The organism is Streptomyces sp. P9(2023), from assembly GCF_032436795.1.
Taxonomy (GTDB): Bacteria; Actinomycetota; Actinomycetes; order Streptomycetales; family Streptomycetaceae; genus Streptomyces.
In genome coordinates this window covers 106,175-132,939 of the sequence record NZ_JAUPWM010000003.1, presented here as the reverse complement: position 1 = coordinate 132,939, position 26,765 = coordinate 106,175, and the positions used below count along the sequence as shown (strand labels likewise).

Here is a 26,765-nt window from a genome sequence, read left to right as displayed (position 1 = left end):
CGTCAGTGCGTGCCTGAGCAAACGCTTAGGCGCCTGGCGATTGTTCCAGACGGTTCCGGGACCGCCCCGCCGCCCCCGTGAACAGCGTGATCAGCCCCGCCGGCCCGGTGACTCAGCCCGCTGTGGGGACCAGCCGGACGATCACGGACTTGCTGGCGGGGGTGTTGCTGACGTCGGCGGTGGACTCCAGCGGCACCAGGACGTTCGTCTCCGGGTAGTACGCGGCGGCGCAGCCGCGGGCCGTCGGGTAGTGCACGACGCGGAAGCCGGGCGCGCGCCGCTCGCTGCCGTCCGTCCACTCGCTGACCAGATCGGTGTACGCCCCGTCCGCGAGGCCCAGGGCGGCGGCGTCCTCCGGGTGGACGAGGACGACCCGGCGGCCGCCCTTGATGCCGCGGTAGCGGTCGTCCAGGCCGTAGATCGTGGTGTTGTACTGGTCGTGCGAGCGCAGGGTCTGCAGGAGCAGCCGGCCTGCCGGCACCGTCGGGTACTCGACGGGCGCGGCGGTGAAGTTGGCCTTGCCGGTGGCGGTGGGGAAGCGGCGCTCGTCGCGCGGGGCGTGCGGGAGCGCGAAGCCGCCGGGGGAGGCGGCGAGGCGGGCGTTGAAGTCCTCGAAGCCGGGCACCACGCGTGCGATGCGGTCACGGATGGTGGCGTAGTCCTTCTCGAACTCCTCCCAGGGCGTGGCCGATCCGGCGCCGAGGACCGCCCGGGCCATCCGGGCCACGATCGCCGGCTCGGAGAGCAGGTGCGGGCTCGCGGGCGGCAGGTTGCCTCGGGAGGCGTGCACCAGGCCCATCGAGTCCTCGACGGTCACGAACTGCTTGCCGGTCGTCTGGACGTCCTTGTCGGTGCGGCCGAGCGTGGGCAGGATCAACGCGCGCGTGCCGGTGACGGCGTGCGAGCGGTTCAGCTTGGTCGAGACGTGGACGGTGAGCCGGGCGCGGCGCATCGCCGCCTCGGTGACCTCCGTGTCGGGGCTGGCGCCGACGAAGTTGCCGCCCATGGCGAAGAAGACCTTCGCCTCGCCGTCGCGGAGCGCCTGGATGGAGCGGACCACGTCGAAGCCGTGGTGGCGCGGCGAGACGATCCCGAACTCCTTGTCCAGGGCGTCCAGGAAGGCGGGCGCGGGCCGTTCGAAGATGCCCATCGTGCGGTCGCCCTGCACGTTCGAATGGCCGCGGACGGGGCAGACGCCGGCGCCGGGGCGGCCGATGTTGCCGCGCAGCAGCAGGAAGTTGACGACCTCGCGGATCGTCGGCACGGAGTGCTTGTGCTGGGTGAGGCCCATCGCCCAGCAGACGATGGTCCGCTTCGAGGCGAGGACCATCTCCAGGGCCTGCTCGATCTCGGACCGGCTCAGGCCGGTCGCGGTGAGCGTCTCGTCCCAGTCGGCGGCGCGGGCGGCGGCGGTGAACTCCTCGTACCCGTGGGTGTGTTCCCGTACGAACTCCTCGTCGACCGCGCCGGGCGTCGCCAGGATCAGCTTGTTGAGGAGGCGGAAGAGGGCCTGGTCGCCGCCGATGCGGATCTGGAGGAAGAGGTCGGTGAGGGAGGCGCCCTTGATGAGGCCCTGCGGGGTCTGCGGGTTCTTGAACTTCTCCAGGCCGGCCTCGGGCAGCGGATTGACCGAGATGATCCTCGCGCCCGCCGCCTTGGCCTTCTCCAGGGCGGAGAGCATCCGGGGGTGGTTGGTGCCCGGGTTCTGGCCGGCGACGACGATCAGGTCGGCCTGGTGGAGGTCCTCCAGGGAGACGCTGCCCTTGCCGATGCCGATGGTCTCGTTGAGCGCCGAACCGGAGGACTCGTGGCACATGTTGGAGCAGTCCGGCAGGTTGTTCGTGCCGAACTCGCGGGCGAAGAGCTGGAAGAGGAACGCCGCCTCGTTGCTGGTCCGTCCCGAGGTGTAGAAGAGGGCCTCGTCGGGGGAGGAGAGGGCGGTCAGCTCCTCGGCGATGATCGCGAACGCCCGCTCCCAGGTCACCGCCTCGTACCGGTCGGCGCCCTCCGCCACGTAGACGGGCTGGGTGATGCGGCCCTGCTGGCCCAGCCAGTACCCGCTGCGGTTCGCCAGGTCCGCCACCGGGTGGGCGGCGAAGAAGTCGGGGGTGACGCGGCGCAGCGTGGCCTCCTCGGCGACGGCCTTCGCCCCGTTCTCGCAGAACTCCGCCACGTGCCGCTTGTCGGCCTCCGGCCAGGCGCAGCCGGGGCAGTCGAAGCCGTCCTTCTGGTTGACCTTGAGCAGCGTCCGCGCGGTGCGCCGCACGCCCATCTGTGCCTGGGAGATCCGCAGCGTGTGCGCCACGGCGGCGAGGCCGGCGGCAACGTGCTGCGGGGGCGCGACCTGCGGTGCGTCCTGGACCGGGTCGCCTGTGGGGGGCTTGCTGACCATCGCGCTCTCCCTTGAGCGGTCATCGGGTGGCGTACGTCTCCGATCCTGTCACGGGCCACCGACAGCGCGTGCCCGCGGGCGGCTGTGGGCGGGATTGTCAGTGGTCCGTGGCAGGATCGTGTCCGTGGCTGAGACAGCATCGAAGACCGAAGACAACCGTCCGCGCCTGCTCCTCATGGACGGGCACTCCCTGGCGTACCGGGCGTTCTTCGCGCTGCCCGCGGAGAACTTCACGACCGCGACCGGGCAGCCGACGAACGCCATCTACGGCTTCGCGTCGATGCTGGCGAACACGCTCCGCGACGAGGCGCCCACGCACTTCGCCGTCGCGTTCGACGTGTCGCGCAAGACCTGGCGCTCGCAGGAGTTCCCGGAGTACAAGGCGAACCGCTCCAAGACCCCGGACGAGTTCAAGGGGCAGGTGGAGCTGATCGGCGAGCTGCTGGACGCGATGCACGCGCCGCGGTTCGCGATCGACGGCTTCGAGGCCGACGACGTCATCGCCACGCTCGCCACGCAGGCCGAGGCCGCCGGGTTCGAGGTCCTGATCGTCACCGGCGACCGGGATTCCTTCCAGCTGATCTCGGACCACGTGACCGTGCTGTACCCGACGAAGGGTGTCTCCGAGCTGACCCGGTTCACGCCGGAGAAGGTCGAGGAGAAGTACGGCCTCACGCCGCGGCAGTACCCGGACTTCGCCGCGCTGCGGGGCGACCCGTCCGACAACCTGCCCGGTATCCCGGGCGTCGGCGAGAAGACCGCCGCGAAGTGGATCAACCAGTTCGGGTCGTTCGCCGAGCTGGTCGAGCGCGCCGACGAGATCAAGGGCAAGGCCGGGCAGAACTTCCGGGACCACCTGGAGGCGGTCAAGCTCAACCGCGTCCTCACGGAGATGGTGCGGGACGTCGAGCTGCCGAAGACGGTGACGGAACTGGAGCGGCTGCCGTACGACCGCAAGGCCGTCGCGCTGTTCCTGGACACCCTGGAGATCCGTAACCCCTCGCTGCGCGAGCGGCTGCTCGCGGTCGACCCCGGCGCCGAGGAGGAGCAGGCCCCGGCGCCCGCCGCGGGCGTGGAGCTGGACGGCGCGGTCCTCGGCGCGGGCGAGCTCGCGCCGTGGCTCGCCGAGCACGGCACGAAGCCGCTGGGCGTGGCGACGGTCGACAGCTGGGCCCTGGGCACCGGAAGCGTCGCCGAGATCGCGCTGGCCGCCGCGGACGGCGCGGCCGCCTGGTTCGACACCACCGAGCTCGACGAGGCCGACGAGCAGGCGTTCGCCGCCTGGATCGCCGACCCGGAGCGGCCCAAGGTGCTGCACAACGCCAAGGGTCTGATGCGGGTCTTCCCCGAGCACGGCTGGAGCGTCGCCGGTGTCGGCATGGACACCGCGCTCGCCGCCTATCTCGTCAAGCCGGGCCGCCGTTCCTTCGCGCTCGACGCGCTCTCCCTGGAGTACCTCGGCCGTGAGCTCGCCCCGGCGTCCGCCGCCGACGGCCAGCTCGCCTTCGGCGCCGACGACACGGCGGAGGCCGAGGCGCTGATGACGCAGGCCCGGGCGGTTCTCGACCTCGGCGGCGCCTTCGAGGAGAAGCTCGGCGAGGTCGGCGCGCGCGAGCTGCTGCACGACGTGGAGCTGCCGACGTCCGAGCTGCTCGCCCGCCTGGAGCGGCACGGCATCGCCGCCGACCGGGCCCATCTGGAAGCCATGGAGCAGCAGTTCGCCGGAGCGGTGCAGCAGGCCGTGAAGGAGGCGCACGCCTCCGTGGGGCACGAGTTCAACCTCGGCTCGCCCAAGCAGCTCCAGGAGGTGTTCTTCGGCGAGCTGAACCTGCCGAAGACGAAGAAGACCAAGACCGGCTACACCACGGACGCCGACGCGCTGGCGTGGCTGGCCGGGCAGACCGAGCACGACCTTCCGGTGATCATGCTCCGCCACCGTGAGCAGGCGCGGCTGCGCTCCACTGTCGAGGGCCTGATCAAGACGATCGCGGCCGACGGCCGGATCCACACCACCTTCAGCCAGACCGTGGCCGCGACGGGCCGGCTCTCCTCCACCGACCCGAACCTGCAGAACGTGCCGGTGCGCACCGACGAGGGCCGGGCCATCCGGCACGGCTTCGTCGTGGGCGAGGGTTTCGAGTCCCTGATGACGGCGGACTACAGCCAGATCGAGCTGCGGGTCATGGCCCATCTCTCCGAGGACGAGGGCCTGATCGAGGCGTTCACCTCCGGTGAGGACCTGCACACCACGGTCGCCTCGCAGGTCTTCGGCGTCGAGCGGTCCGCCGTCGACGCCGAGATGCGGCGCAAGATCAAGGCCATGTCGTACGGCCTGGCGTACGGCCTGTCGGCCTTCGGCCTCTCCCAGCAGCTGAACATCGAGGCGGGCGAGGCCCGGGCCCTGATGGACACCTACTTCGAGCGGTTCGGCGGGGTACGGGACTATCTGCGCCGGGTCGTGGACGAGGCGCGGGCCACGGGCTACACGGAGACGATGCTGGGCCGCCGCCGGTACCTCCCGGATCTGAACAGCGACAACCGCCAGCGCCGCGAGGCCGCCGAGCGGATGGCGCTGAACGCGCCGATCCAGGGCACTGCCGCGGACATCGTGAAGGTCGCGATGCTGAACGTGCACAGGGCGCTGACCGAGGCCGGTCTCGCCTCCCGCATGCTGCTCCAGGTCCACGACGAAATCGTGCTCGAAGTGGCCCCGGGCGAGCGGAAGCAGGTCGAGGCCCTGGTCCGCGAGCAGATGTCCGCGGCGGCCTCGCTGCGCGCCCCGCTCGACGTCTCGGTCGGCGTGGGCCCGGACTGGGAGTCGGCCGCGCACTGACGGCTCCTCACGGGGGATCTCCGGGACCTGGCGCGGGCGGTTTGGGCACCGCTTGCGCCAGGTGGACCAGTGCGGGGGGCGCCTCGGAGCGGGGCGCTCCCGAGACTGGGGGCATGACCGGAAGCCGTCGTCCCCGTTCGCCTACCGCGCCGCCCGTGGCTTCACACCGGAGGGCGCGATCAGTGAGATCCCGGACGGGAGCGCGCCGGCTCACGATCCTTGGTCTGCTCACGGGACGCCGCCGGACCCGTTCGCGCACCGCACAGCCGCATCCCCGCCCCGTACAGCACCAGGCCGACGGCGAGCCCCGCGCCGGCCCCGAAGCAGGCCGTCGGGATGATGTCCAGGGGCGTCTCGATCCGGCCCCAGTAGGCGTACCAGCGCAGGCACCGGTGCACGATCCCGGCCAGGACGCAGCCGGCGATCAGCCCACCGGCCAGCCACCGCCCCCGGCGGCCCAGGACAGGCACCTCCGCGGGCGGCGTCGGGCCTCCGGCGGACGACCGCAGCGCCCGTACGGTGAACCACACCAGCAGTACGAGCGCCAGCGCCGAACCTCCGTACTGGAAGTACAGATAGACCGGGAAGCCGGCGACGATCGCCCCCAGGAACGGGATCGCCTGCGTGCCATAGCGGTCGAGATGGGTGAAGGAGTCCCACACCACGTGCGTCGCGGCGCCGCCCGCCGCCGACAGACAGAACCAGACGGCCAGCGGTACGGGCGGACGGCCGCGCCAGGACGCGCCGCGGACGAACCCGTACACCCGGCTCTGCCACCGGCCCGGCAGCAGGGCCACCAGCGGCTCACGCACCATCAGCCACACCGCCACCAGTGCGGCGGTGATCAGCAGATCGACCGTCAGGATGCCCGCGGGGGAGTGCGTGACGCTCCCGAACAGCATCGCGCCGGGGACCGCGGTCGCCGCGAAATAGGTCATGTCGGGTGAGAACGACCCCGCCACGAGCGCGGAGGCGATCAGCGGCCCGCGTCCGGTGCCGTCGCGGCGGATGCCCGGCAGCACCGCGGCGGCATGGCTGAGCGTGAACGGCATCGGAACATCCCCCTCGCAATCCGCGCCGGCCCCGGGCGTCTCCCACGGCGCCGGTCGGCGGTCACGCCCAGTATGCGTGAGCGATCTCCGTCCGGACCGTGGGCGACCTGGAGGTGACGAAAGCGTGAAACGCGGTCAGGGCGCTGTGTTCCGGGGCCGGTCGGTGTCATAGGGTCTCCTGAGGCCTCGCGCGGGGAGCGTGGGTCAGTCGAGGGGGAGGGACCAAGGTATGGCAGCGCAATTCGGCCGCCGTCTGCGCAGGGGAGCCACGAGCGGTGCCGTCGTCGCGGCGGCGGTGGCGGCACTCGCCGCCTCGCAGGCGCCCGGCGTCGTTCCGCCGCCCTCGGACAGCGCGGCCGGCGACCGGCCGGTCGGTGCCGGTGAAGCGACGCCTCCTGCCACGGACGGTTCGGCGACCGGCGACTCGCCGTACTACACCGACCTGCCGCCGCTGAACACGCCGAACAAGCCCGGCACTTCCATAGACCTGCCGATCATCACGGGCCCCGCCGAGGCCGGCATACCCGCCTCCGTGCTCGCCGCCTACAAGCGGGCGGAGCAGTCGATCCGGTCGACCGACCCCGCCTGCAACCTTCCGTGGCAGCTGCTCGCGGGCATCGGCAAGGTCGAGTCCGGGCAGGCGCGCGGTGGCCGGGTCGACGCCAACGGCACCACACTCTCCCCGATCCTCGGCCCGGTCCTCAACGGTGTCGGCTTCGCCAACATCCCGGACACCGACGACGGCGCCTTCGACAGCGACCCGACGAACGACCGCGCCGTCGGCCCGATGCAGTTCATCCCCTCCACCTGGGCGACCTGGGGTCAGGACGCCAACGGCGACGGCCGCAAGGACCCCAACAACATCTACGACGCCGCCCAGGCCGCCGGGATGTACCTCTGCGCCAACAACCGCGACCTCGCGGTCAAGGCCGATCTGGACCGGGCGATCCTCAGCTACAACCGCTCGACCGAGTACCTGCGGACCGTGCTCTCCTGGTTCGAGTACTACAAGCGCGGCACCCACCAGGTCCCGGACGGCACGGGACTGCTGCCCATCGACCGCAGCGACACCCCGAGCACCGGCCCCACGTCGCCGTCCACTTCCGCGCCGACGACGCCCACTCCGTCGCCGTCCCCGAGCACGCCGAAGCCGGACCCGTCGAAGCCCGTCACCCCTCAGCCGACGAAGCCGCCCGTCACCCCGCCGGCGACCGCGAAGGTCGTGACGCTCAAGGACGCCGGCACCGGCACGCTGACGGCCCCCGCCGGCGATGTCTTCGCCGGCCGTCCGACCGTCGAGGTGCGGGACGCGGCGGGCAAGCCCGCCGCCGGACTGACCGTGCGCTTCGAGATCATCGGCGCCACCGACGCGAACCTGGGCGGCGTGGCGAAGAGCGTGACCGTCCTGACCGGCCTCAACGGCCGGGCCGTCTCGCCGCCCGTCCGGGCCGGCGAGAAGACGGGCACCTTCACGGTCCGCGCCTCGGTCGTGGGCCAGCAGGCGGCACCCGTCTCGTTCACCGCGACCGTCACCGAGCGCCGGGCCGACACCCTGGTCCGCGTCGACACCACCGAGCTGACGGCCACTACCGGCGGCCGGTTCGCCGACCGGATCCTCGTGAAGGCCACCCTCGACGGCGCCATCGCCTCCTCGGTCGGCCTGACCGCCACCATGATCAACTCGGCGGCGGACCCGCAGCAGAACTCCAAGGGCCCGTACTTCAAGGACGCCGTCGGCAACCCGCTGCGGACCCTCACGGGCCTGAAGACGGACGCCTTCGGACTGCTCACCCTCCCGGACATCTACGCCGACGACCAGTCCGGCACCTTCCTGCTCCGGCTCACCACGCCCGGCGGCGGCAGCGTGACCATCGAGCTGAACGTCACCGCCCCGGCCCCGGAACCCGAGCCGACGCCGACCCCTACCCCGGCCGCCTCGTCGACCGCCACCCCGACCGCCTCGCCCACCCCCTGAGCGCCCTCCGGCCTGAGCGCCCTCCCGGCCCGAGCGCCCTCCGGCCTGAGCGCCCTCCGGCCTGAGCGTCCTCCCGGCTTGAGTGACGTCCTGGCCTGAGCGACCTCCCGGTCCGAACACCGGCCGGAGGCCCCGGCCGGTGCCGCGCCGCCGATCCGCCGCCCCCTCGTCCGCCCGGACGGGCGGGCGGCGCTCTGCGTTCTGAGTGCAACGTGTTCTCATCTCGTGCCCGCGTTGCTACGGTGCCCCCGCCCTGACGCCGCATCAGATCGAACACCGGGAGGCCGACCATGCGCGCCCTCGTAGCCGCCGCCATCGGGCTGGTCCCAGTGCTCCTCGTCGTCCTCCTCGTCTCCGTGGTCGACCTGCCGCCCGACGGGCCCACCTCGCCCAAGCCCCTCCTCACCGCCGACCCCGGCCCCAAGAAGTAGGAGGAGCCCCGCCGATGCGCCGCCGAGCCAGCCTCGTCCTGCTCTCGTTCGCCGTCTTCTTCGCCGCGATGGCCCCCACCCTCCGCTGGTACGTCTTTCCCCGCGTGGCCAAGATCCCGCCGAACCAGTACCAGGAGATCGTCCTGGAGGCGAAGCCCGCCACCCTCGTCGACTACTCGACCCTCACCGCCAAGAAGGTCGAGAAGCTCACGATCATCCAGACCCTCAAGGGCAACGTGGAGGAGTCGAAGCGGATCGAGCGTTCCGCCGGCCGCGACGTCGTCGTCTGGGACGCCCTCACCTACATCACCGGCCCCGACGGCAAGATGGTCTCCCAGATCCCCGAGCGCTACGTCTTCGACGCCCACACCCAGGACCCGGTCAACGCCACCGGCGCCACGGTCGACGGCGACCCGGTCCGGCGCGAGGGCATCGAGTTCAAGTGGCCCTTCCTCACCGAGAAGCGGGACTACCAGTACTTCGACGCCCGCTCCCGCACCACCTCCCCCATCCACTACAAGGGCACCCGCACCTTCCGCGGCATGGAGGTCTACTACTTCGAGCAGACCATCCCGTGGCAGAAGGTCCCCATGCCCAAGACGATGCCGGTCAAGGGCATCACCCCCGAGGTGATCAGCCAGTCGGGCATGTCCATCTGGTACACCACCAAGCGGATGTTCTGGGTCGACCCCGTCACCGGCGCCCCGGTCAACGGCGAGGAGATCCACGAGGAGGAGCTCCGCAACGACAAGACCGACTGGAAGGTCACCGCCTTCTCCGGCCATGTGAAGATGCGCGAGGACTACATCAGGGACACCGTCGAACTCGTCCAGTCCAACCGGACGATCATCCTGCTCGTCACCTCCTATCTGCCCTGGACCTTCGTCACCCTGTCCCTCCTCCTGCTCGCCCTCTCGCTCTGGCTGGAGGCCCGCGCCCGGCGCCCCGCCCCGGACGGCCCCGCTACCGCTCCCTCCTGAGCCGCGCGCTGGTGTGCCGCGTCGGCTCCGCGCCGACCGGATCCTCCGGCCACGGATGCTTGGGATAGCGCCCGCGCAGCTCCGCCCGCACCGCCCGGTATCCCTCCCGCCAGAACGAGGCCAGATCGGCCGTGACGGCCGCGGGCCGTCCGGCGGGGGAGAGGAGATGGACCACCACCGGCGTCCCGGCCGCCACCCTCGGCGTCTCGGCGAGCCCGAACATCTCCTGCAACTTCACCGCGAGGACCGGCTGTTCGCCGCCGTAGTCCACCCGGATCCGCGAGCCGCTCGGCACCTCGATCCGCTCGGGCGCCAGCTCGTCGAGCCGGCCGGCCTCGCCCGTCGCCCAGGGCAGCAACCGTCCCAGTGCCTGCCCCGCGTCGATCCGGCCGAGATCCGCCCGGCGCCGGGCCCGCGACAGCTCGGGCTCCAGCCACTCCTCGGCCCGGTCGAGCAGAGCCTCCTCCGAGACCTCGGGCCACGGGTCCCCCAGCACCCGGTGGAGAAAGCCGAGCCGCCGTCTCAGCTCCTGCGACTCGCGGCTCCACCGCAACAGCCCGAGCCCCTCACGCCGCAGCCCGTCCAGCAGCGCCGCCCGTACGAGCCCGGGGTCGGCGGAGTCCCTGAGCGGACGGTCGGCCAGCTCCACGGCGCCCAGCCGGGACACCGACCGGGCGACCACGTCCCCGTCCTCCCAGTGGACCTCCTCCCCGGACGCCAGCAGATGCCCGGCGGCCGCCCGCGCCATGGACTCGTCCACCACCGCCGCCAACCGCACCCGCGCCGTGGCGCTCCGTGCGGTCCGGTCCGCGACGGCGACGGCCAGCCATGGCGCGCTCCCGAGCCGCGAGCCCTCGGCGAGCTCGGCGCCCGTCCCCGACACCATCAGGAACCCGCTGCCTTCACGCGCCCTGGCCACCCGCTCGGGAAACGCGTACGCCGTCACAAGCCCGGCCACGGCGTCCTCCCCACCCGGCGCCGGCGCACCGCTGCCATCCCGGCTCCCGGCACCCTTCCCCGCCCGGTCTCCGGGACCCGCCTCGCCCACCGACCGTTCCAGGCGCCGGGCCTCCGCCTTCCAGCGTGCCCCGTAGCCGTCGGCACCCCGCCGGGCAGCCCGCCAGGCCGCCGCCAGGTCGTCCCCGTACTCCCGGGGCGGCTCCTCGCTCAGCAGCGCGACCACCTCGGCCGCCCGCCGCGCCCCGACCGCGGGCGCGCTGTCCAGAAGGGCACGGGCCAGCCGGGGGTGCACCCCGAGCCGGGACATCCGTAGCCCCCGCTCCGTCGCCCGGCCCTGCTCGTCGACCGCGCCGATCGCCGTCAGTACGGAACGGGCCGCCGCCATCGCCCCGGCCGGTGGCGTGTCGAGGAGCGCGAGGCCCTTCGCCGAGGGGTCGCCCCAGCACGCAGCCCGCAGGGCGAACGAGGCCAGGTCGGCGATCTCGATCTCGGGGGAGGGGAAGCGGGCCCGGCTTCCGTCCTCCGCCTCCGCCCAGCAGCGGTAGACGACACCGAACGCCTCCCGTCCGGAGCGGCCCGAGCGCTGGGTCGAGCCCGCGAGCGACACCGGAACCGTCGCCAGCGAGCCCAGGCCCCGGGCGTGGTCCATCCGCGGCTCCCTGGCCAGGCCCGAGTCCACGACGATCCGCACCCCCGGCACCGTCAGGCTCGACTCCGCCACGGACGTCGAGAGGATCACCCTGCGCCGCCCGCCCGGCTCCGCCCCCTTCAGCACCGCGTCCTGCACCGCCGCCGGGGCCCGCCCGTGCAGCTGGAGCACGTCCGCGTCGAGGTCGGCCAGCAGCCCCGCCGTCCGCGCGATCTCACCCGTACCGGGCAGGAAGCAGAGGACGTCGCCCTCGTACGCCTCGCAGGCGAGCCGGACCGTCGCCGCCACATGCCGCTGGAAGGCGGGATCCACCCAGGTGCCATGGGCGGGCCTGATGCCGGCGGGTGGTGCGGCGAAGCGGACGAGGTACCCGTGCACGTCGCCCTTCCCCCACACGATCGGCGCCGGACCCGTGCCGTCAAGCACCGTGAGGAGCTGTGACCACGCCTCGGCGTCGCTCGTGGCGGACGCGGCGATCAGCTTCAGCTCCGGCCGCAGCGTCGCCCGGACGTCCACCAGGAACGCCATCGCCGTGTCCGCGTCGAGATGACGCTCGTGGCACTCGTCCAGCAGCACCACATCGACGCCCGCCAGCTCGGGATCGCGCTGGAGCCGCTGGAGGAGTACGCCCGTCGTGACCACCTCGACGCGGGTCGCGGGGCCGGTCCGGCGCTCGCCGCGGACCGAGAAGCCGACTGCCTCGCCGACCTCCTCGCCCAGCAGCCACGCCATCCGCCGGGCGGCCGCCCGCACCGCCATCCGGCGCGGCTCGGCCACCAGCACCCGCCGCCGCGGTCCGTCCCCTATGAGCCCCGCGAGCGCCAGCGGCACGAGCGTGGTCTTGCCGCTGCCGGGAGGCGCGTACAGCACCGCCGTACCGCGCTCCTCGAGCGCGGTCAGCAACTCGGGGACGGCATGGCGGACGGGGAGACGGTCGAGTGCGTCGTTTCGGATCACGCACTCAGTTTCGTACGTCGTCGCCGACGGCGGGCCCGGCTGTCCACAGGTCCTGTCCTCTTATACGACGAAAGCGTTGACTGTGACTGAAGCGTCGACCTGCGACTGAAGCGTCGACCTGCGACTGAAGCCGCGCGCCGGGCCCGTCGACCTGTGACAGCCGCGTCAGTCCCGCTCGCACACGAAGATCGCCGTGCCCGGAATCAGGTTCCCCCGCAGCGGGGACCAGCCGCCCCACTCCTGGCTGTTCCACTCCGGCCACTCCGGCTCCACGAGATCCACCAGCCGGAACCCGCCGACCACCACGTCCCGGACCCGGTCCCCGATCGTCCGGTGGTGCTCGACATAGACGGCGCGTCCCTGCTCGTCCTGCTCGACATAGGGAGTGCGGTCGAAATAGGAGGCCGCGACCGACAGCCCCTCCGGGCCCGGCTCGTCGGGGAAGGCCCAGCGGATCGGGTGCGTCACCGAGAACACCCACCGGCCGCCCGGCCGCAGCACCCGGCGCACCTCGCGGAACACCTTCACCGGGTCCGCCACGAACGGCACCGCGCCGTACGCCGAGCAGGCCAGGTCGAAGGAGCCGTCGAGGAACGGCAGCGCGCCCGCGTCCGCCTCGACCAGCGGCACGTCCTCGCCGATCCGCAGGGCGTGCTGGAGCTGGCGGTGCGAGAGGTCGAGCGCCACCGGCCGCGCGCCCTGGGCGGCCAGCCAGCGCGAGCACTGCGCCGCCCCCGCGCCGATCTCCAGGACGTCGAGCCCCTTCAGCGCGTCGGCCGGCCCGAGCAGCCCCGCCTCGGCCTCGTCGAGCCCCTCCGGACCCCAGACGAACCTGTCGTCTCCCAGGAAGGCCCCGTGCTCGCTCTGGTACTCGTCGGCGTTCCGGTCCCACCAGCCCCGACTCGCCCGGCTGCTCTCCGCGTCCCCGGTCTCACGGCGGGTCGCCTCCGCCTCGTCCTCTTCGCCCACGGGTCCGTCTTCGTGTTCGTACTCTTGGTTCATCTCGCCCGTCGATGTAGTTTGCGCACAGCGCCGCTGCGCGTCCCCCGCAGCCATGACGGCCTGGGGAGAGTTGAGTTGTGCCGGGTATGTGGCGATCCGCCCCGCGTGCGCGCTTCGCGCATTGACCCTGTCCGGCTGCCCCCGTATGCTAAAGGTTGCGCTGCGGGCCTGCGCGCCTCAGACGGAGCAGGTCGCGCTCGCACGGATGCATGTCCCCTCGGTTCTCGAGGCGCCCCCCCGTTCGTCGGGAATGGCGCTTCATTGGCTGTCCGGCTTCTTCGGTGCGATACGGGTTCACGGCGTAGCAGTACCTACGACTTTCTGTCCGTAACCGGAGCCCTTTCCCACATGACGAGCAGCACCGAGACCACCGCCACCAGCACCACCCCGCAGGTTGCGGTCAACGACATCGGTAACGAGGAAGCCTTCCTCGCCGCGATCGACGAGACGATCAAGTACTTCAACGACGGCGACATCGTCGACGGCGTCATCGTGAAGGTCGACCGGGACGAGGTCCTGCTCGACATCGGTTACAAGACCGAAGGCGTGATCCCGAGCCGCGAGCTCTCGATCAAGCACGACGTCGACCCGAACGAGGTCGTCAAGGTCGGCGACGAGATCGAGGCCCTGGTTCTCCAGAAGGAGGACAAGGAAGGCCGCCTCATCCTGTCCAAGAAGCGCGCTCAGTACGAGCGTGCCTGGGGCACGATCGAGAAGATCAAGGAAGAAGACGGCATCGTCACCGGTACCGTCATCGAGGTCGTCAAGGGTGGTCTCATCCTCGACATCGGCCTCCGTGGCTTCCTGCCGGCCTCTCTCGTCGAGATGCGTCGTGTCCGCGACCTCCAGCCCTACGTGGGCAAGGAGCTCGAGGCGAAGATCATCGAGCTGGACAAGAACCGCAACAACGTGGTCCTGTCCCGCCGCGCCTGGCTCGAGCAGACCCAGTCCGAGGTTCGCCAGACCTTCCTCACGACCCTCCAGAAGGGTCAGGTCCGCTCCGGCGTCGTCTCCTCGATCGTCAACTTCGGTGCCTTTGTGGACCTGGGTGGCGTCGACGGTCTCGTGCACGTCTCCGAGCTGTCCTGGAAGCACATCGACCACCCGTCCGAGGTTGTCGAGGTCGGCCAGGAGGTCACCGTCGAGGTTCTCGACGTGGACATGGACCGCGAGCGTGTCTCCCTGTCGCTGAAGGCGACGCAGGAGGACCCGTGGCAGCAGTTCGCCCGTACGCACCAGATCGGTCAGGTCGTCCCGGGTAAGGTCACCAAGCTGGTTCCGTTCGGTGCGTTCGTCCGCGTGGACGAGGGCATCGAGGGTCTGGTCCACATCTCCGAGCTGGCCGAGCGCCACGTGGAGATCCCGGAGCAGGTCGTCCAGGTCAACGACGAGATTTTCGTCAAGGTCATCGACATCGACCTCGAGCGTCGCCGGATCTCGCTGTCCCTGAAGCAGGCCAACGAGTCCTTCGGTGCCGACCCGGCGTCGGTCGAGTTCGACCCGACCCTGTACGGCATGGCCGCGTCCTACGACGACCAGGGGAACTACATCTACCCCGAGGGCTTCGACCCCGAGACCAACGACTGGCTCGAGGGCTACGAGACCCAGCGCGAGGCCTGGGAGACCCAGTACGCCGAGGCGCAGCAGCGCTTCGAGCAGCACCAGGCTCAGGTCATCAAGTCCCGCGAGGCCGACGAGGCCGCCGCTGCCGAGGGTGGCGCCGCCGCTCCGGCCGGTGCCCCGGCGGGCGTCTCGGGTGGTTCGTACTCCTCGGAGTCGGACGACAACTCCGGCGCCCTGGCGTCGGACGAGGCCCTGGCTGCCCTGCGCGAGAAGCTGGCCGGCGGCCAGAGCTGAAGCTCTGCCCCTAGGCTCTAGCTAGCCAACGATCGAGGCCCGTTCCCCTCCGGGGGAGCGGGCCTCAGTCGTTTCCGGAGCGAGCTCCCGATGCGGCGCGGCGAGCGCCCCGGGTATGTGCGGGGCGCGTGCTCGGGCGCTGACACTCCGCGCACGAAATCCGGGGCACGGGGAATGCTCATGCCCCGGCAGGCGTTCTTTCGTAGGAACGCGAGGAGGAGCGGTAATCGTGCTTGATCCCCAGGATTTGTACGAATGGGACCAGAAGGGCCTGGCCGTGGTGGACGTGGCCCTGGCGCAGGAGTCGGCCGGGCTGGTCATGCTCTACCACTTCGACGGCTACATCGACGCGGGTGAGACAGGCGAGCAGATCGTCGACGGTCTGCTGGACACGCTGCCCCACCAGGTGGTGGCCCGCTTCGACCATGACCGGCTCGTGGACTACCGGGCCCGCCGTCCGCTGCTCACGTTCCGGCGCGACCGCTGGACGGCGTATGAAACACCCGCCATCGAGGTCAGGCTCGTCCAGGACGCGACCGGCGCGCCCTTCCTGCTGCTGTCCGGCCCCGAGCCGGACGTCGAGTGGGAGCGCTTCGCCGCCGCCGTCCGCCAGATCGTGGAGCGGCTCGGCGTCCGCCTCTCGGTGAACTTCCACGGCATCCCCATGGGCGTCCCGCACACCCGGCCCGTCGGCATCACCCCGCACGGCAATCGCACGGACCTCATGCCCGGCCACAAGAGCCCCTTCGACGAGGCCCAGGTGCCGGGCAGCGCCGAATCGCTCGTCGAGTTCCGGCTCACCGAGTACGGCCACGACACCCTCGGAGTCGCCGCGCACGTCCCGCACTACGTCGCCCGCTCCTCGTACCCCGACGCCGCGCTGACCGCCCTGGAGGCGATCACCGCCGCCACCGGCCTCGTCCTGCCCGGCGTCGCGCACACGCTGCGGACGGAGGCCCGGCGGACCCAGACCGAGATCGAGCGCCAGATCGGCGAGGGCGACGACGAGCTGACGGCCCTGGTCCAGGGCCTTGAGCACCAGTACGACGCGATGGCCGGCGCCGAGACCCGCGGCAGCCTCGTCGCGGAGCCCGTCGACCTGCCGTCGGCGGACGAACTGGGCCGCGAGTTCGAGCGCTTCCTCGCCGAGCGGGAGGGCGACGCGTAAGGGACCGACAGTGGGTCCTAAGCTGCCGCTCATGCTGAAGGTGGGCCTGACCGGCGGTATCGGCGCCGGCAAGAGTGAAGTGTCGCGGCTGCTCGTCTCGTACGGGGCCGTGCTGATCGACGCCGACAAGATCGCGCGCGAGGTCGTCGAGCCCGGGACGCCCGGGCTCGCGGCCGTCGTGGCGGCGTTCGGGCCGGAGATCCTGACCGAGCAGGGCACCCTGGACCGGCCGAAGCTCGGCTCCGTTGTGTTCGCCGACGCCGACCGCCTGGCCACCCTGAACCGGATCGTCCACCCCCTCGTCGGTGCCCGCTCCGCCGAGCTGGAGAGCGCGGCCGGCCCCGACGACGTCGTCGTCCACGACGTCCCCCTCCTCACCGAGAACGCCCTCGCCCCGCTCTACGACCTGGTCGTCGTCGTGGACGCGTCCCCCGAGACGCAGCTCGACCGGCTGGTACGGCTGCGGGGCATGGCGGAGTCCGAGGCGCGCGCCCGGATGGCCGCCCAGGCCACGCGTGAGCAGCGGCGGGCGATCGCGGACCTCGTCATCGACAACGACGGTCCGCTGGACGCGCTGGAACCCCAGGTGCGGAAGGTCTGGGACGAGCTGACCCGGCGGGCCGCCGAAGGGACCCGGTAGCAGGCCGCCGAAGGGACGCGGGGGAAGCCACCGGAACCGGGGGAAAGCCGCGGGGTCCGCGCCGATCGGTCACGGCCCCGGCTGGGTAGGAATCGCGGGTGCGGCGGTCGGATCACCGGGTCACCGGGACCGGCCGGCCGTGTCGGTCGTGCCGGGTCGCACCGGTCGTGCGCCGGCGCGGAATAGCCCTGCCGCACTCGATGTTGAACCGCCGGAGCAAGGGAAGGATGCCACCGTGGCCGAGAGGAACCCCGAGACCCACGTCATCGACTTCCGCGCCGCCGAGCATCTGCTGGCCGCGCGGGACCCTCGTGGTGCCGTGAAACTGCTCGACTCGGTGATCGCCGCCCACCCCGAGAACACCGCGGCCCGTCTGCTGCGCGCCCGCGCCTTCTTCGCCGCCGCCCAACTGCGCCCCGCCGAGCTCGAGTTCGAGCTGGTTCTGGAGCGCGAGCCGGACAACGCGTTCGCGCACTTCGCCCTGGCCCGTACGTTCCAGCGCTCGGGCCGGCCCGGCCCGGCCACCCGGCACTTCCGGCTCGCCGCCGCGCTCGACCCCAAGCCCGAGTACCTCCAGGCGGCCCGCTTCGGCGCGGAGGACTGACCGGGGGTTCCAGGGGGCTGGGCGGGGTTCGGCGCCGGGGCGTCTCAGCGGCGGCGCGGGCCGCCGTGGTCGGGTTCGTACGGCGGGATGTCCCGGCCGGGCTGCCAGTGCGGCCCCTGGTGGATGTGACGCAGCACCATCGACATGTCGACAGCCGCCACGACGAAGAGCACCCCGCAGGCCGTCGCCCATCCAACACTGCCGACCAGGGCGAATACGGTCGTGCCGAAGGCGGCCCAGAGCAGACCCCACAGGCTCAGCCAGAACCGCATCCGCAGGGGACTGCGCGCGGTCGCCGGCTCACTCCCAGTACGCATGACGGTCGCATCTCCTACTGAGGGTCTACCCCCGAAGCGCACAGGCGAACGTCACTCGAACGAGGGGTGTAGGGGGCTTCGGAGCGGTGGCGGGAACGGCCGTCCGGGCCGCTTCGTTCTTCCGGGCATGAGCGTACGGATGCGTGAGGGACATCAAGGGACAGGGCCCGGAGCCATCACCCCGGACGGCTGCGCCGTCGATGTGTATCGGCGCCTGGGGGTCGGGAACGAGCCCGATGTGATCGAGGCCGCCGTGCCGCCGGGCGCCTCGCTGCTCGAACTGGGCTGCGGGGCGGGGCGGGTGACGGGGCCTCTGGTCGAGCGGGGCTTCGCCGTGACGGCGGTGGACGAGTCGGCGGAGATGCTCGAAGCGGTACGGGAGCGTGTGCCGGGCGCGGAGACGATGCACAGCCCGATCGAATCGCTGGACCTGGCACGGCGGTTCGATGTGGTGATGCTCGCCTCGTACCTGGTGCACACGGCCGAACACAGCGAACGGCAGGCGCTTCTGGAGACCTGCAGACGCCATGTGCGGGACGGCGGCAGTGTCCTGATCCAGCGTGAGGGCGAAGGGTGGCACGAGCAGGTGCCGCGCGAACGCCAGGACCCGAGCGGCTGCACGGTACGGATCGTATCGGCGGACCCGGTCGGCGACGGCGTCAACTCGGTCGTCGCCGAGTACGTCTTCCCCGACCTGCGCTGGACCCAGACGTTCCGGTCGCGGCCCCTGAGCAGGGAGGACTTCGAGCGGTACCTGGGCGAGGCGGGGCTCGTGGTGGACGCCTACCTGACGGACGACGGCACGTGGGTGAGGGCCCGTCCCATGCCCTCCTGACGTCCTTCTGAAGAAGATCGAGTCGGGCGCCGGAACAGCGATGAGTTTCCGGTGCCCGGCCCGTCTACCCCTGTGAAAGCGAACGCAACGCCGACACAGGGGGCACCCATGAGCACCGACATCGCCAGCACCGCCACCACGTCCAGCGCCGCCACTTCCACCAGCGCGGCCGCCACCTCCGCCGCCGTCACGGCCGCCGGGCGGACCGGCAGCCGGCTGAGCCGCCGCGGCGACATCTCCGTGCGCGTCCTGCAGGTCCTGCTCGCGCTCGCCTTCGCGATCCCGAGCGCCGGGCCGAAGCTGGTCGGACACTGGTCGGCCGCGGAGACCTTCGACCGGATCGGCTGGGGCGACTGGCTGATGTACGCGGTCGGCGCCCTGGAGCTGGCCGGCGCCGTCGCGCTGCTGATCCCCGTCCTGTCCAGCGCCGCGGCGACCGGCCTCGTCGGCCTGATGATCGGGGCCCTCGTCACCCAGCTCGCCGTCTTCGACGGTCAGTACGCCCTGACGCCGGTCGTCTTCGCCGTGCCGCTCGTCGTGATCGCCTGGACCCGCCGCCACCACAACCAGGAGCTGATCGCGCTGGTCCTGCGGCGCCGGGGCTGAGGCGGCGGCCCGCCGCGGCTAGTGGACGATGCTGTAGCTGCGCCAGGGGAGGGTGTCCGGCGCGATCGTGTTGGCCGAGTTGCTGGCGACGTACGTGTTCTCCTTGCCCTTGCAGTCCCGGGTCCGGTACATCCGCAGGTCGACCATGCTTCGGTTCTCGATCTTCGTCACGCCGGCCGGCGCGAGCCGGTGGCAGCCCTTGACGGACGGGCTCGTCACGGTGATCACGACCTCGCGCTCGGTCTCGTACGTGATCGTTCCCACCGCGGAGCGGCCGAGGCCGGAACAGCCCGCGACGACGAGCGTCAGGAGCGCGGCCCCGGCGGCGGTGCCGAGACGCCGGTGAACGGACATGGCGGATCCTCGTCTGTCGGGCGAAGGCGGCAGAAGCCCTGTTCCCCGTCACCCTGCCGCCTGCGGACCGGGCTGTCATCCGCTGCTGGGCCGCCCGGGCGAAGCGGTGCGAAGGCCCATTGTCAGACCCCACCCGTAAGGTCGGAGATCCAGTCGGAATCCGTCGTGGAACGGGAGGTGAGCAGGGCCCATGACCCCGCACAGTCTGCAGACCTGCGCCGCCGTCTTCCTCCCCGCCTCGCTGCCCCGGGACGGGCGGGTCGCCTTCTGGTCCCCCGACGGCGGCACGCCGCCGGTGCCCCCGCACGGCACCGGGAGCGACGGCACGCACGGCGACGGCACGCACGGTGACGGGACCCGGGACGCGGGCCCGCCGGGTGCCGGGCCCGCGGATGTGGGGCTGACCGAGCTCACCGTCGTACGGCCGCACGGAGCGGGGGTCCGCAGCCGCACGGTCCCCGCCGTGGTCCTCGGCGTCGCGGAGGCGCTCCCGCACCTCGTCGCCGCCCGCCACCAGCCGGGCGCGCACCCCGCGACCGCCTGCTGGGGCGCCGCCGCCCTGCATGCCCTGCACCTCGCCGCGAGGGGCAGGCTCCTGCCGGGGCTCACCGCCGACGACCTCGACGCCTGGCGGGCGGGGCCGCTCGACGCCGACGACATCGCGCATCTGCGGGCCGTCGCCGCCGCTATGCCCCCCGAAGCCCACGCGGTGGCCGTCCCCGGCCGCACCCCGCTCCAGCTGCCCGAGCCGGAGGCGCTGGTACGGGCCTTCCTCGACGCGGTCGCCGACACCCTGCCCCGTACGCCCGCCGCCGCCCACGCGGCCGGGGCGCCCTTCGCCGCACGGGCCGCGCAGCACCTGCCCCGCGCGCGTGCCTGGGCGGCCGAGGCGGCGGCCGGTATGGACGCCGGGGTCCGGGTCTCGCTCCGCCTCGACCTCGCCGGGTACGAGCTCTTCGACATCGCCGAGGAGGGCGGGGACGAGCGGCAGGCCGCCGCGGCCCTCCTCCAGGTCCACAGCCTCGCAGACCCCACCCTCGTCATCGACGCCGCCGGACTCTGGGCGGGCGACGGCGACGAGCTCTTCGGACCACGGGCCAGGATCGACGCCGTCCTCGCGCTGCGCCGCGCCGCCCGCGTCTGGCCGCCGCTCGGCAGGCTCCTGGAGCGGGACGTCCCCGGTGTCCTGGCCCTCACCGAGGACGAGCTGTACGAGCTGCTCGGCCCCGCCGCCGCCCGGCTCGCCGACGCTGGGGTGGCCGTCCACTGGCCCCGCGAACTGGCCCGCTCGCTCAGCGCCTCCGCCGTCGTACGGCCGCCCGTCTCCGCACCGGGCTCCGCCACCGACGGCACGGCGTTCTTCGACAGCGAGGAACTGCTCCGTTTCAACTGGCAGCTGGCTCTCGACGGCGACCCGCTCACCGAGCGGGAGATGGACGCGCTCGCCGAGTCCCACCGGCCCATCGTGCGGCTCCGGGACCAGTGGGTGGTCGTCGACCCCGACCTGGTCCGTAAGGCCCGCAAGCGCGAACTCGGCCTGCTGGAACCGGTCGACGCGCTCGCCGTCGCCCTCAGCGGCACCGCCGAGGTGGACGGCGAGACCGTCCGCGCCGTCCCCGTCGGCGCCCTTGCGGCGCTCCGGGACCGGCTCGTCGCTGGGCCCGAGCAGGTCGAGGCGCCCGCCGGACTCGACGCCACCCTGCGCGACTACCAGCTGCGCGGACTGGCCTGGCTCGATCTGATGACCTCCCTCGGACTCGGCGGCTGCCTCGCCGACGACATGGGCCTCGGCAAGACCGTCACGCTCATCGCCCTGCATCTGCGCCGAGCCCGCCGCGCGCCCACCCTGGTCGTCTGCCCCGCCTCCCTGCTGGGCAACTGGCAGCGGGAGATCCAGCGCTTCGCCCCCGGGGTCCCCGTGCGCCGCTTCCACGGCGCCGACCGCTCCCTCGAAGGACTCGCCCCGGAATCCGGCCTGGCCGGCTTCGTCCTCACCACCTACGGCACGCTCCGCACCAGTGCCCCGCATCTCGCCGAACAGGAATGGGGGATGGTCGTCGCCGACGAGGCGCAGCACGTCAAGAACCCCTTCTCCGCGACGGCCAAGGCGCTGCGCACGATCCCCACGGCGGCGCGCGTCGCCCTCACCGGTACCCCCGTGGAGAACAACCTCTCCGAGCTGTGGGCCCTGCTCGACTGGACCACCCCCGGTCTCCTCGGCCCCCTCAAGGCCTTCCGCTCCCGCCACGCGCGCGCCGTCGAGAACAGCGAGGAGATCGACAACGAGGAGGCCGTCGAGCGCCTCGCCCGCCTGGTCAGGCCGTTCCTGCTGCGCCGCCGCAAGTCCGACCCCGGGATCGTCCCCGAACTGCCGCCGAAGACCGAGTCCGACCACCCGGTGGCCCTCACCCGCGAACAGGCCTCGCTCTACGAGGCGGTGGTACGGGAGACCATGGCGCAGATCGAGGGCGCGGAGGGCATCGCGCGCCGCGGACTCGTCATGAAGCTGCTGACCTCGCTCAAGCAGGTCTGCAACCATCCCGCGCAGTACCTCAAGGAGCAGACGGCCAAGGGCGGCGGCACGGCCAGGCTCGCCGGCCGCTCCGGCAAACTCGCCCTCCTCGACGAACTCCTCGACACCATCCTGGCCGAGGGCGGCTCCGTGCTCGTCTTCACCCAGTACGTCGCCATGGCCCGGCTGCTCGCCGACCACCTGGCCGCCCGCGCGATCCCGGCCCAACTGCTCCACGGCGGGACCCCCGTGGCCGAGCGCGAGCGGATGGTCGACCGCTTCCAGTCCGGAGACGTACCGGTCTTCCTGCTGTCGCTCAAAGCCGCGGGCACCGGTCTCAACCTCACCCGGGCCGGCCATGTCGTCCACTTCGACCGCTGGTGGAACCCGGCCGTCGAGGAACAGGCCACCGACCGGGCCTACCGCATCGGCCAGACCCAGCCCGTCCAGGTCCACCGGCTGATCGCCGAAGGCACGGTGGAGGACACCATCGCCGAGATGCTGCGCGCCAAGCGCGCCCTGGCCGACGCCGTCCTCGGCTCCGGGGAGGCGGCCCTGACCGAACTCACCGACCGCGAGCTGGCCGACCTGGTGTCCCTGAGGAGGCCGTGATGAACCGCCGCTCCGACTCCTCGCCCCGATCGAGCCCGTCGCCGCGCCCGAACCCCTCGCCACGCGCCGCCGCCCGCCGGCCGGGGCCCGGGAGGTTCGCGGGCCCCCGTCACGACGACCTGCGCCGCACGTTCCCCGCCCTCGCCCCGCGCGAGGCGCCCGACGGCCGCTTCGCCGCCACCTGGTGGGGCAACGCCTGGGTGGAGGCCCTGGAGGACACCGCCCTCGACCCGGCGCGACTGGCCCGGGGCAAGGCGTACGCCGGGCGCGGGCACGTCGACGCGATCACCGTCACCCCCGGCCGCGTCATCGCCTACGTCCACGGCACCAGGCCCCGCCCGTACCGCACCGAGATCCGCCTGCGGACGCTCGGCGACGACGGCTGGGAGCGGTTCCTCGACGAGGTCGCCGCCCGCCCCGACCACATCGCCGCCCTCCTCGACAAGGACGTCCCGCACGCCCTCGAAGCCGTCACCGGCCTGCTGCCCGCTCCCGGCGACCTCGTCCCCGACTGCTCCTGCCCGGACGACGGCTTCCCCTGCAAGCACGCCGCCGCCCTCTGCTACCAGTCGGCCCGGCTCCTCGACGAGGACCCGTTCGTCCTCTTCCTGATGAGGGGGCGTGGCGAGCAGGAGATCCTGGCCGCCCTCACCCACCGCAACGCGGCCCGCTCCGCCGCCGAGAAGACCGCCGCCGCGCCCCCGATGGCCATGGTTCCCGCCCGCACCGCCCTCGCCCCGGCGACGGGCCACGCCCTGCCGCCGCTGCCCCCGCCCCTCGCCCTGCCCGCCCAGCCCGGCCGCCCGCCCGTCTACCCGCCGGACCCGCACGCCCCCGACCCCCTCGCCCTGGACCTGCTCGCGACGGAGGCCGCCGCCCGCGCCCACGCGTTCCTGGCCACCGGCCACGACCCCGTCGCCGCGCTCACCCCCTGGCAGGACGCCGTCCGGCTGGCCGCCGCCCACCCCGGCTCCGGGCTCACCGCCTCCACCCGCGCGCTCTACCGCGACCTGGCCCACGCCCTCGACCGCACCCCCACCGACCTGGCCCGCGCCGTCGCCGCCTGGCGACAGGGCGGAATCGCCGGACTCGCCGTCCTCGAAGAGCCCTGGGACCCGCCCGCAGGCCCCTTCGACCGGGCCCGACCCGCCCTGCTCGCCTCCGACTTCCCGGCCTTCCGCCCCTGGCGCAACCGGCTGTCGACCCGGTCCCTGCAGCTCCGTTTCGGCCGCGACGGACTCTGGTACGGATATGAGTCGGACGCCGACCGTGAGGACTGGTGGCCCCGCGGCACACCCGACGCCGACCCCGTCGGGGCACTCACCGACCTGCTGGGCCGCTGACGGCTAGGCTGGCGATCCAGGGGCGACATCGACGACAACGTCGACAACGCCCGTACGAAGGGGGCCTGGTGGAAGCCGAGTTGGTGGCTCTGGCGACGGCGGGCGCGACCGCGCTCGTCCAGCAGATGGTCGGCGACGGCTGGGGAAGCGCCCGGACCCGTGTCGCCGCGTTCTTCGCCCGGCGCTTCGGCGCCGACGAGGAATCGGTCGGCGCGGAGTTGGAGATCGCGCGCGAGGAACTGCTCGACGCGGAGCGGAGCGACGACGAGCAGGCGGCGTCCGACGCGCGCGCCGAGGCCCTTGCCGAATGGCGGGCCCGGATGCGCCGCAGCCTCCGCGACGATCCCGAAGCCGCCGACGAACTGCGGCAGATCCTTGCCGAGTTGACCGGAGAAGGTGGTTCCGGGGCGCCGACCGTCAAGGTGTCCAACAACGTCAGCGCAGAGGTCCACCACGCCACGGTCGTCCAGGCCGGCACGATCGGCACCCTGAGCATCGGCGGCACCACAGGTGACCCCGGCGCCACCACCGGCCGCCTGACCGGGCTGCCCCCTGCCGGAAACCGCCCATGACCGAAGAGACGCGTAACAGCGTGGGGGGACAGGCACGGGTGGAGACGCTCGTCCAGGCCGGACGCATCGAGCATCTGCACCTCAACCCACCCGCGTTGTCCACGGCCTACACCCTGATGGCGGATCAGTTACCGCCCGAGTGCCGCTCCTTCGTCAACCGCGACGAGGAGCGGAGCCGACTGGCCGAGGCGCTCGCCCAGGAGGGCGCGACCCCCGCCCTGCGCCGCCCCTTCGTCGCCGTGATCAGCGGGGTCGGCGGCGTCGGCAAGACGACGCTCGGGACGCGGCTCGCGCGCGGACTGCGCGCGGATCACCCCGAGTACGAGGGCAACGTCCGCTACGTCGACCTGGACGACCACCGCACCGACGGCGGAGCGGACCTCTCCGAGGCCTACGCCGAGCTCCTGCGCGGATTCGGCCTCCGCCCCGACGAGCTGGAGCGCACCCTCGCCGCCCGCCGGAACCAGTACCGCGCCCTCACCCAGCACCGGCGCATGATCCTGGTGCTCGACAACGCCCGTACCGGTGCCGAGGTCGAAGCGCTGCTCCCCGCCTCCGGCGGCAGTGTCGTCCTCGCCATCGGCCGCCGCGCGCTGTACGAGATCCCGGGCGGCGCCGACCTCGAACTCCCGCTCGCGCCGCTCGCCGCACCGCACTCCCACACACTGCTGCGGACCATCGTGCGCGACGACCCCCGCCTCATCGAAGAGCCCGATGCCGCGGCCGAACTCGCCCGGCTCTGCCAGGGATTGCCCGCAGCGCTCGAAGTCGCCGCGCGATGGGTGCGGCGCCACGGCAGCCGCCCGCTCGGCCGGCTCGCCGACCGGCTGGCCAGGGAGTGGAAGGAGAACGGAGTGCCCGAGGTGGAAGCGGTCTGGAACGCAGCGTACGAGGACCTGAGCCCCCGGGCGGCCCGCCTCTACCGGCTGCTCGCCGTCCACCCCGGCCCGTACGTGGCACCCGACGCGGTCGTCGCGCTCCACGGCCCGGCCGGCGACGGCACCGAGGAGGCCCCGGAGACAGCGGAGACGGGAGAGGCGGCGGAGGCGGCGTACGACGCGCTCGACGAACTGACCGCGTCCGGACTGCTGCCCGCCGCCGGACACGGCGAACTCCACCGCATGCACGACCTGCTGCGGGACCACGCCGCCCGGCGGGCCCGGCGCGACGACCCGGACGGCACGGAGGCGGCGGCCGGCCGCGCCCGGGTGGTGCGCTGGTATCTGCGCCAGGCCCAGCGCGCCGACCTGCTCGGGGCCGGCCCGCGGCTGACCGTGGCGGAGCCGGCACCGGCCCTGCCCGGCGTACCGGACGTGGAATGGACCGGCGACAGAGGCGGGTCCGACGCCCTGCGGTGGCTGGAAGCCCGGCGGCACGCGCTCTTCGGCGCCGTACGGGACGCCTACCGGCACGGCCTGGACGCCGAGGCCTGGGCGCTCTGCGAGCCGCTGTGGACGCACTTCCTCGACCATCAGCACTACGCCGACGTGATCGACGCGTTCACGACGGGCCGGGACGCCGCACGGCGGGCGGAGCACACGGCCGCGCTCGTCCGGATGCGCTGCCAACTCGCCCGCCCGCTCTGGGAACTGGGCGAGCTGGACCAGGCCGCGGCCGAGGTGGACGCGGCCGTGACGGCCGCCGATACGCTCGGCGGCGGGTCCGACCTCGACCGCACACTCCGCGCGTCCGCACGGGAGTTCCGCGGCAAGGTCGCGACGATGCGCGGGGACTGGGCGGGCTCGATCCCCGATTTCCTGGCGGCGCGCCGCCTCCACGAGGAGATCCCCAACCCCTACGGGGCGATGCTCCAGACGTATCTGCTGGCCCGTTCGTACCGCGAGTCGGGCGAGTGGGACACCGCCCTCGCCCACGCCGAGCAGGCGCACGCCGCCGCCGACGGGCTGAAGCGGGCCCGGATGACGGCCCGGACGGGCCTGGAACGGGGCCGCGCCCTGCACGCCCTCGGCCGCCGCGAGGAGGCCGCCCCGCTCTACGAGGCGGCACTGAGCAGCGCCCGGGAACGGCACGCGGCCCGCGAGGAGACGGAGATCCTGGAGCTGATCGCCGCGCTCGCCGCCGAGTCGGACGACACGTAGGGGACGGCAAGCAGA

General features: G+C 72.7%; 20 protein-coding genes. 14 read left to right on the top strand and 6 right to left on the bottom strand.

Translation table 11 applies throughout. The annotated features are described in order from the left end of the window. Positions 1-112: 112 nt before the first annotated feature. Positions 113-2,392, bottom strand: coding sequence for an FdhF/YdeP family oxidoreductase (locus Q5762_RS05470; RefSeq protein ID WP_315890810.1), 2,280 nt, complete (start codon positions 2,390-2,392; stop codon positions 113-115). A gap of 124 nt (positions 2,393-2,516) precedes the next feature. On the opposite strand from Q5762_RS05470, the gene polA reads away from it, so the two are divergent. Continuing rightward, a complete protein-coding gene (gene polA / locus Q5762_RS05465; RefSeq protein WP_315890809.1) occupies positions 2,517-5,225 on the top strand; it encodes a DNA polymerase I in 2,709 nt (902 codons plus the stop codon). Between the two features lie 179 nt (positions 5,226-5,404). On the opposite strand, the gene Q5762_RS05460 is transcribed toward polA, so the two are convergent. After that, the gene (locus Q5762_RS05460) at positions 5,405-6,277 is read right to left on the bottom strand and encodes a DUF4184 family protein (protein WP_315890808.1); all 873 of its coding nucleotides are present in this window, start codon (positions 6,275-6,277) and stop codon (positions 5,405-5,407) included. Positions 6,278-6,506: 229 nt separating this feature from the next. Between Q5762_RS05460 and Q5762_RS05455 the strand changes: the two genes are divergently transcribed. The 3 genes from Q5762_RS05455 (at position 6,507) to Q5762_RS05445 (ending at position 9,663) form a co-directional block, all read left to right on the top strand. Continuing rightward, positions 6,507-8,252, top strand: coding sequence for a lytic transglycosylase domain-containing protein (locus Q5762_RS05455; protein ID WP_315890807.1), 1,746 nt, complete (start codon positions 6,507-6,509; stop codon positions 8,250-8,252). Positions 8,253-8,542: 290 nt separating this feature from the next. Then, the gene (locus Q5762_RS05450) at positions 8,543-8,683 is read left to right on the top strand and encodes an SPW_0924 family protein (RefSeq protein WP_315890806.1); all 141 of its coding nucleotides are present in this window, start codon (positions 8,543-8,545) and stop codon (positions 8,681-8,683) included. Positions 8,684-8,697: 14 nt separating this feature from the next. Continuing rightward, positions 8,698-9,663, top strand: a complete 966-nt coding sequence (locus tag Q5762_RS05445; protein ID WP_315890805.1) for a DUF3068 domain-containing protein — start codon at positions 8,698-8,700, stop codon at positions 9,661-9,663. On the opposite strand, the gene hrpB is transcribed toward Q5762_RS05445, so the two are convergent. Then, positions 9,647-12,229, bottom strand: coding sequence for an ATP-dependent helicase HrpB (gene hrpB, locus Q5762_RS05440; protein ID WP_315890804.1), 2,583 nt, complete (start codon positions 12,227-12,229; stop codon positions 9,647-9,649). The genes Q5762_RS05445 and hrpB overlap by 17 nt on opposite strands. A 165-nt stretch (positions 12,230-12,394) precedes the next feature. Continuing rightward, positions 12,395-13,231 (bottom strand): class I SAM-dependent methyltransferase, encoded by an 837-nt coding sequence (locus Q5762_RS05435; protein WP_315890803.1) that lies wholly within the window; start codon positions 13,229-13,231, stop codon positions 12,395-12,397. Positions 13,232-13,579: 348 nt separating this feature from the next. Between Q5762_RS05435 and rpsA the strand changes: the two genes are divergently transcribed. From rpsA to Q5762_RS05415, 4 genes are all read left to right on the top strand, one after another. Then, positions 13,580-15,088, top strand: coding sequence for a 30S ribosomal protein S1 (gene rpsA / locus Q5762_RS05430; protein ID WP_315890802.1), 1,509 nt, complete (start codon positions 13,580-13,582; stop codon positions 15,086-15,088). A 229-nt stretch (positions 15,089-15,317) separates the two neighbouring features. After that, positions 15,318-16,256 (top strand): PAC2 family protein, encoded by a 939-nt coding sequence (locus Q5762_RS05425; RefSeq protein WP_315890801.1) that lies wholly within the window; start codon positions 15,318-15,320, stop codon positions 16,254-16,256. A gap of 31 nt (positions 16,257-16,287) precedes the next feature. Next, positions 16,288-16,896 (top strand): dephospho-CoA kinase, encoded by a 609-nt coding sequence (gene coaE, locus Q5762_RS05420; protein ID WP_315890800.1) that lies wholly within the window; start codon positions 16,288-16,290, stop codon positions 16,894-16,896. Between the two features lie 235 nt (positions 16,897-17,131). Further along, entirely contained in the window at positions 17,132-17,500 is a 369-nt protein-coding gene (locus Q5762_RS05415; protein ID WP_315890799.1) for a tetratricopeptide repeat protein, read from the top strand. 44 nt (positions 17,501-17,544) lie between these two features. On the opposite strand, the gene Q5762_RS05410 is transcribed toward Q5762_RS05415, so the two are convergent. Beyond that, the gene (locus Q5762_RS05410; RefSeq protein ID WP_315890798.1) at positions 17,545-17,817 is read right to left on the bottom strand and encodes a DUF6343 family protein; all 273 of its coding nucleotides are present in this window, start codon (positions 17,815-17,817) and stop codon (positions 17,545-17,547) included. Between the two features lie 139 nt (positions 17,818-17,956). Between Q5762_RS05410 and Q5762_RS05405 the strand changes: the two genes are divergently transcribed. Both Q5762_RS05405 and Q5762_RS05400 read left to right on the top strand, forming a co-directional pair. Continuing rightward, positions 17,957-18,652 carry a class I SAM-dependent methyltransferase gene (locus Q5762_RS05405; RefSeq protein WP_399494495.1) on the top strand — a complete coding sequence of 232 codons (696 nt, stop codon included), beginning with the start codon at positions 17,957-17,959 and terminating at the stop codon, positions 18,650-18,652. A gap of 108 nt (positions 18,653-18,760) precedes the next feature. Then, positions 18,761-19,258 carry a DoxX family protein gene (locus tag Q5762_RS05400; protein WP_315890796.1) on the top strand — a complete coding sequence of 166 codons (498 nt, stop codon included), beginning with the start codon at positions 18,761-18,763 and terminating at the stop codon, positions 19,256-19,258. Between the two features lie 18 nt (positions 19,259-19,276). Here Q5762_RS05400 and Q5762_RS05395 read toward each other — a convergent pair whose 3' ends face one another. Then, entirely contained in the window at positions 19,277-19,612 is a 336-nt protein-coding gene (locus Q5762_RS05395) for a hypothetical protein (protein ID WP_315890795.1), read from the bottom strand. A 190-nt stretch (positions 19,613-19,802) separates the two neighbouring features. Between Q5762_RS05395 and Q5762_RS05390 the strand changes: the two genes are divergently transcribed. The 4 genes from Q5762_RS05390 (at position 19,803) to Q5762_RS05375 (ending at position 26,750) form a co-directional block, all read left to right on the top strand. Further along, complete coding sequence (locus tag Q5762_RS05390; RefSeq protein ID WP_315890794.1) at positions 19,803-22,736, top strand: DEAD/DEAH box helicase; 2,934 nt, start codon at positions 19,803-19,805, stop codon at positions 22,734-22,736. Continuing rightward, entirely contained in the window at positions 22,736-24,079 is a 1,344-nt protein-coding gene (locus Q5762_RS05385; protein WP_315890793.1) for an SWIM zinc finger family protein, read from the top strand. Before Q5762_RS05390 ends, Q5762_RS05385 begins: the two co-directional genes overlap by 1 nt. Before the next feature lie 68 nt (positions 24,080-24,147). Next, positions 24,148-24,651, top strand: a complete 504-nt coding sequence (locus Q5762_RS05380) for a hypothetical protein (protein ID WP_315890792.1) — start codon at positions 24,148-24,150, stop codon at positions 24,649-24,651. After that, positions 24,648-26,750, top strand: coding sequence for an NB-ARC domain-containing protein (locus Q5762_RS05375; protein ID WP_315890791.1), 2,103 nt, complete (start codon positions 24,648-24,650; stop codon positions 26,748-26,750). The genes Q5762_RS05380 and Q5762_RS05375 overlap by 4 nt, the downstream gene beginning before the upstream one ends. Positions 26,751-26,765: the final 15 nt, after the last annotated feature.

Excerpts from the sequence above, each read along its gene's own strand:
- Q5762_RS05470 (WP_315890810.1), bottom strand. The coding sequence starts at position 2,392 with ATGGTCAGCAAGCCCCCCACAGGCGACCCGGTCCAGGACGCACCGCAG.
- Q5762_RS05460 (WP_315890808.1), bottom strand. The coding sequence starts at position 6,277 with ATGCCGTTCACGCTCAGCCATGCCGCCGCGGTGCTGCCGGGCATCCGC.
- Q5762_RS05455 (WP_315890807.1), top strand. The coding sequence starts at position 6,507 with ATGGCAGCGCAATTCGGCCGCCGTCTGCGCAGGGGAGCCACGAGCGGT.
- Q5762_RS05450 (WP_315890806.1), top strand. The coding sequence starts at position 8,543 with ATGCGCGCCCTCGTAGCCGCCGCCATCGGGCTGGTCCCAGTGCTCCTC.
- Q5762_RS05445 (WP_315890805.1), top strand. The coding sequence starts at position 8,698 with ATGCGCCGCCGAGCCAGCCTCGTCCTGCTCTCGTTCGCCGTCTTCTTC.
- Q5762_RS05435 (WP_315890803.1), bottom strand. The coding sequence starts at position 13,231 with ATGAACCAAGAGTACGAACACGAAGACGGACCCGTGGGCGAAGAGGAC.
- rpsA (WP_315890802.1), top strand. The coding sequence starts at position 13,580 with ATGACGAGCAGCACCGAGACCACCGCCACCAGCACCACCCCGCAGGTT.
- coaE (WP_315890800.1), top strand. The coding sequence starts at position 16,288 with ATGCTGAAGGTGGGCCTGACCGGCGGTATCGGCGCCGGCAAGAGTGAA.
- Q5762_RS05410 (WP_315890798.1), bottom strand. The coding sequence starts at position 17,817 with ATGCGTACTGGGAGTGAGCCGGCGACCGCGCGCAGTCCCCTGCGGATG.
- Q5762_RS05405 (WP_399494495.1), top strand. The coding sequence starts at position 17,957 with ATGCGTGAGGGACATCAAGGGACAGGGCCCGGAGCCATCACCCCGGAC.
- Q5762_RS05400 (WP_315890796.1), top strand. The coding sequence starts at position 18,761 with ATGAGCACCGACATCGCCAGCACCGCCACCACGTCCAGCGCCGCCACT.
- Q5762_RS05395 (WP_315890795.1), bottom strand. The coding sequence starts at position 19,612 with ATGTCCGTTCACCGGCGTCTCGGCACCGCCGCCGGGGCCGCGCTCCTG.
- Q5762_RS05390 (WP_315890794.1), top strand. The coding sequence starts at position 19,803 with ATGACCCCGCACAGTCTGCAGACCTGCGCCGCCGTCTTCCTCCCCGCC.
- Q5762_RS05385 (WP_315890793.1), top strand. The coding sequence starts at position 22,736 with ATGAACCGCCGCTCCGACTCCTCGCCCCGATCGAGCCCGTCGCCGCGC.
- Q5762_RS05375 (WP_315890791.1), top strand. The coding sequence starts at position 24,648 with ATGACCGAAGAGACGCGTAACAGCGTGGGGGGACAGGCACGGGTGGAG.